The following is a 3476-nucleotide window of genomic DNA, read 5'->3' as shown; positions in this document are numbered from 1 at the left end:
CGTTGGTGAGCCATATGGAGCGGTACTGTTTGCCATTATCGACGTAGATGGCATCGGGTTTTCCGTACTGCATCAGGGCACTGCGCAGGCTGTCTTCAATAATATCCACCTTCTGGTTGTCGTAAAACTTGGCATGAACGATGGATCGGGTGGCATCATCAATAAAGGCGGACAGGTAAACTTGTTTGGGCTTGCCGTTTTTGCCAATCGGCAGGTACGGACCATACTTAATATCGCCCTGGTACAGCATCCCCCGGTGTTTTTTTTGAAACCGGCGGGAAGCACTGCCTTTCTGACGATAGAGTTTCATCTGTTTGGAGGCATAGCCGTTTTTTTGAAGATGCCCCTGCAGGGTGCTGCGTTTCAGGTCTCCCGGTTTGGCATAGCCTTCCATTTCCAGGATGGTGATAATCTGGGGCACACTCCGGGACGGGAGTTCCCGCCGGAGAATAATGGCCTGTTCAACCACCACATCATAATTGGGTGGCAGGGTATGGGCATTCCGGCGCGTCCCTGTTTTGGGCTTGAGCCCTTCAAAGCCTGCTTTTTGATAGGCGGCAAGGTACCGTCCCAGCGAGCGTGGGGAGGTACCTTCCTTGTGACTGATGTCATTTTTTAACGCCGTGATCTTGGCCGGATCCAGCCCCTCCTCCAGGAGTGGGGTGATATACATCAATCGCTTGGCTGCGGTATCGTCTCTTTTTGTTTCCTTATTCATGAGCATCGCTCCTTTCATTCCTCGTGATGAGATAATGAAAGTATACTATGCCCATTGTTTGGACAAAATGCAAAGCAGGTGTGTTGCTTTTTTTAAAAACAGGACTCAATTCCCGGAATTGGCAAGCTGGCGCATGGCCTTCTTCAACCATCCGGGACCGGTATTGCGCAGCGACTGGAGTAAAGAAGTGGGATCCATCAAGGGGGAGGCCGTTCGGGTGAAGAAGAGCCCAATGGCCATCAGAATGCCATTGATCCTGGCCGTCGCCCGGTTAAACCACTGTATCCATCGCCTGATGGTGGAACCTTCGGCCGGACAGCTCGTTGTTGCCTGATCCAAAACGTCCTCAATCACCTGAGAGACATAATGTTTAAAAGGCTGCAGAAAATCCGGTAGCTCAGTATGGATTTTCCCGCAGGACCGGCATTTAAGCCGGCGTATCCTTAATTCAAGCCGATCGCCTTTGCCATTGAGGCAATGACGATTACGGCTGTCTTTGACCATGAGTGAACCGTCACAGTAGGGACAGATCGAATCTTCTTTACTCCTGATAAAAAATCTGTTGTTCGTTATTGAAAATCATCTCGTACTGTGATATTATTATCATGTTTTAGGGGCACCCCAGTACGGCGGCAATCTTGTCGGATATAGTCGTATTGGGGTGCTTTTTCTTCACCTCCATGCCAGTTGATACTGGCATTATATATGGCTATTCACGGCATTGCAAGAAAGCTGTTTCTTGACAAACTTCCATCCCTAAAACACCTGACAGTGCGGCCGAGCCAGGTCGTATCATGGATGATCGTTACCTGTTATCGTTACTCCGGTATATCCATCAAAATCCCGTCAGTGCGGGGATTTGTCAACGCATCAATGACTATGCCTGGAGCAGCGATCAATTTTACCGAAAAAACACCCTTTGGGATCTGGTAAACATTGATTTTATTTTGGAAATATTTTCAGCGGACAGAAAGAATGCTTTAAAAGCATACTGCAACTTTATGGATGAAAAGATCCTGGAAGATGAGCACATTTTTGAAGGTTCGGATCGGGTTGAAAACAAGGAGAAAAATACCACCCCAATCAAAACGGACGCCGCTAAAAAAATGACTAAAAAAACATTAGATGAACTATTAAAAGAAGTTACCATGGATGACGAAATCTATGAAGCGATAAAATCGGGTTCAAGAAAAAGAGCATTGAGCAGCTATAAAAAAGCGTTCATTCAAATGGCATTAAAAGAAAATTATACCATGCGGGCAATCGGAGAAAGTATCTCTGTGAGCGAAGTGGCAATCTATAAAATGGTCTCAAAAAATCAATGAATTCACCAACCGGGAGGAAACGATGGCTTCTATTGTAAACAGTTTTGCTATTTCTGGAGTTGAAGCCTATCTCGTGGATGTGGAGGTCAAAACGATCAATGGCCAACCGATGATTTCCATCGTTGGGCTGGGTGATACTGCCGTAAAAGAAGCCAGAGAACGGGTTGAAGCGGCAATCAATGACAGCCGATATGTTTTTCCGCAAAAGAAGGTGGTTATTAATTTGGCGCCTAGTGATTTAAAAAAGAGCGGTTCCCATTTTGATTTGGCCATTGCGATCGGTTTATTAATGGAAACCGGCCAGCTGGTGTTGCAAAAAGAGGAGCGTTTTGGCATTATTGGGGAGTTATCTTTAAATGCCAGTTTGCGGGCGTGCTCCGGTATTTTGCCGATGGTAACTGCGGCCAGGGCATCCGGCGTTAAAAATATCATTGTTCCCATGGATAATCTCAAGGAAGCAACCCTGGTTAAAGATGTCAATGTCTTCGGTTTTGCGGCACTAGTGGATGTGGTCGAATTCTTAAAAGGAAATAAGCCGTACAACCAGGAACATAATCTGTCCAAACCTAACCAAATCAAAGGTCTGGATGACCTTGATTTTAAAGATGTTCAAGGACAGGATGGCTTGATCGAATACATTGTTGTGGCGGCGGCCGGGGGTCATAATCTGCTGATGATTGGTTCACCGGGGTGCGGTAAATCAATGATTGCCAAACGAATCCCAACCATTTTGCCAAGTATGACGGAAGAAGAAGCACTTGAAGTCACAAAGATCTACAGTGTTGCCGGTATTTTAAGAGAGAAGGGCGGCTTAATTCTGAATCGGCCATTCAGAGCCCCCCATCATAATGCCTCCACTAATTCTTTAATCGGCGGCGGCAATGATGCAACCCCGGGTGAAATCTCACTATCCCATAATGGGGTGTTATTTTTAGATGAAATTGCCGAGTTCAGCAAGAAAACCCTGGAATCCCTGAGACAACCAATGGAAGATCAGGTGGTAACCATATCCCGGGTGAAATATACCAATACCTATCCGGCCAGCTTTATGCTGGTGGCAGCAATGAACCCTTGCCCCTGCGGTTATTACGGTACCGATCGATGCAAATGCAGTGATTACGAAGTGTTGAAATACCGGCAAAAAATATCTGGACCGATTATGGATCGCATGGACATTCAGAAGTATGTCAGACCGGTTAATTTTATGGATTTATCCAGTGATTTTACCGGGATCAGTTCAAAGCTGCTTCGGGAACGGGTGGAATTTGCCCGGAAAATTCAGCAGAAACGCTTTGCGAAGGTCGATCGAATTAACTGCAATGCGCAAATGGGAAATATTTTAATCAAGGAACATTGCCAACTGGAAGATGAGGGTCACAAGTTACTGATGTTGGCCTATGAGCGGTATAAATACAGTGCCAGAGCGTATCATA

4 protein-coding genes and 1 pseudogene are annotated in these 3476 nt (G+C 46.1%); 3 read left to right on the top strand and 2 right to left on the bottom strand.

What is annotated here, in order from left to right; all coding sequences use genetic code 11:
• The coding region (locus Q7J41_RS05900; RefSeq protein ID WP_304886166.1) for a DDE-type integrase/transposase/recombinase at window positions 1–718 on the bottom strand (718 nt) is incomplete at its 3' end.
• A 34-nt stretch (window positions 719–752) separates the two neighbouring features.
• On the opposite strand from Q7J41_RS05900, the gene Q7J41_RS05895 reads away from it, so the two are divergent.
• On the top strand, window positions 753–1052 hold the full coding sequence (locus Q7J41_RS05895; protein ID WP_304886164.1) for a hypothetical protein: 300 nt from the start codon (window positions 753–755) through the stop codon (window positions 1050–1052).
• An 11-nt stretch (window positions 1053–1063) separates the two neighbouring features.
• Here the strand turns inward: Q7J41_RS05895 and Q7J41_RS17775 are convergent.
• Window positions 1064–1222 (bottom strand): annotated as a pseudogene (locus tag Q7J41_RS17775) (DUF6431 domain-containing protein); the annotation flags it as partial.
• Window positions 1223–1512: 290 nt separating this feature from the next.
• Here Q7J41_RS17775 and Q7J41_RS05890 point away from each other — a divergent pair.
• Entirely contained in the window at window positions 1513–2043 is a 531-nt protein-coding gene (locus tag Q7J41_RS05890) for a hypothetical protein (protein ID WP_304886162.1), read from the top strand.
• Window positions 2044–2065: 22 nt separating this feature from the next.
• A partial coding sequence (locus Q7J41_RS05885) for a YifB family Mg chelatase-like AAA ATPase (protein ID WP_304886159.1) occupies window positions 2066–3476 on the top strand: 1411 nt, incomplete at its 3' end.

Source organism: Acetobacterium sp., from assembly GCF_030652775.1.
GTDB lineage: Bacteria > Bacillota > Clostridia > Eubacteriales > Eubacteriaceae > Acetobacterium.
Note: the sequence above shows the minus strand (reverse complement) of the source record. Positions and strands in the feature narration are given on the sequence as shown.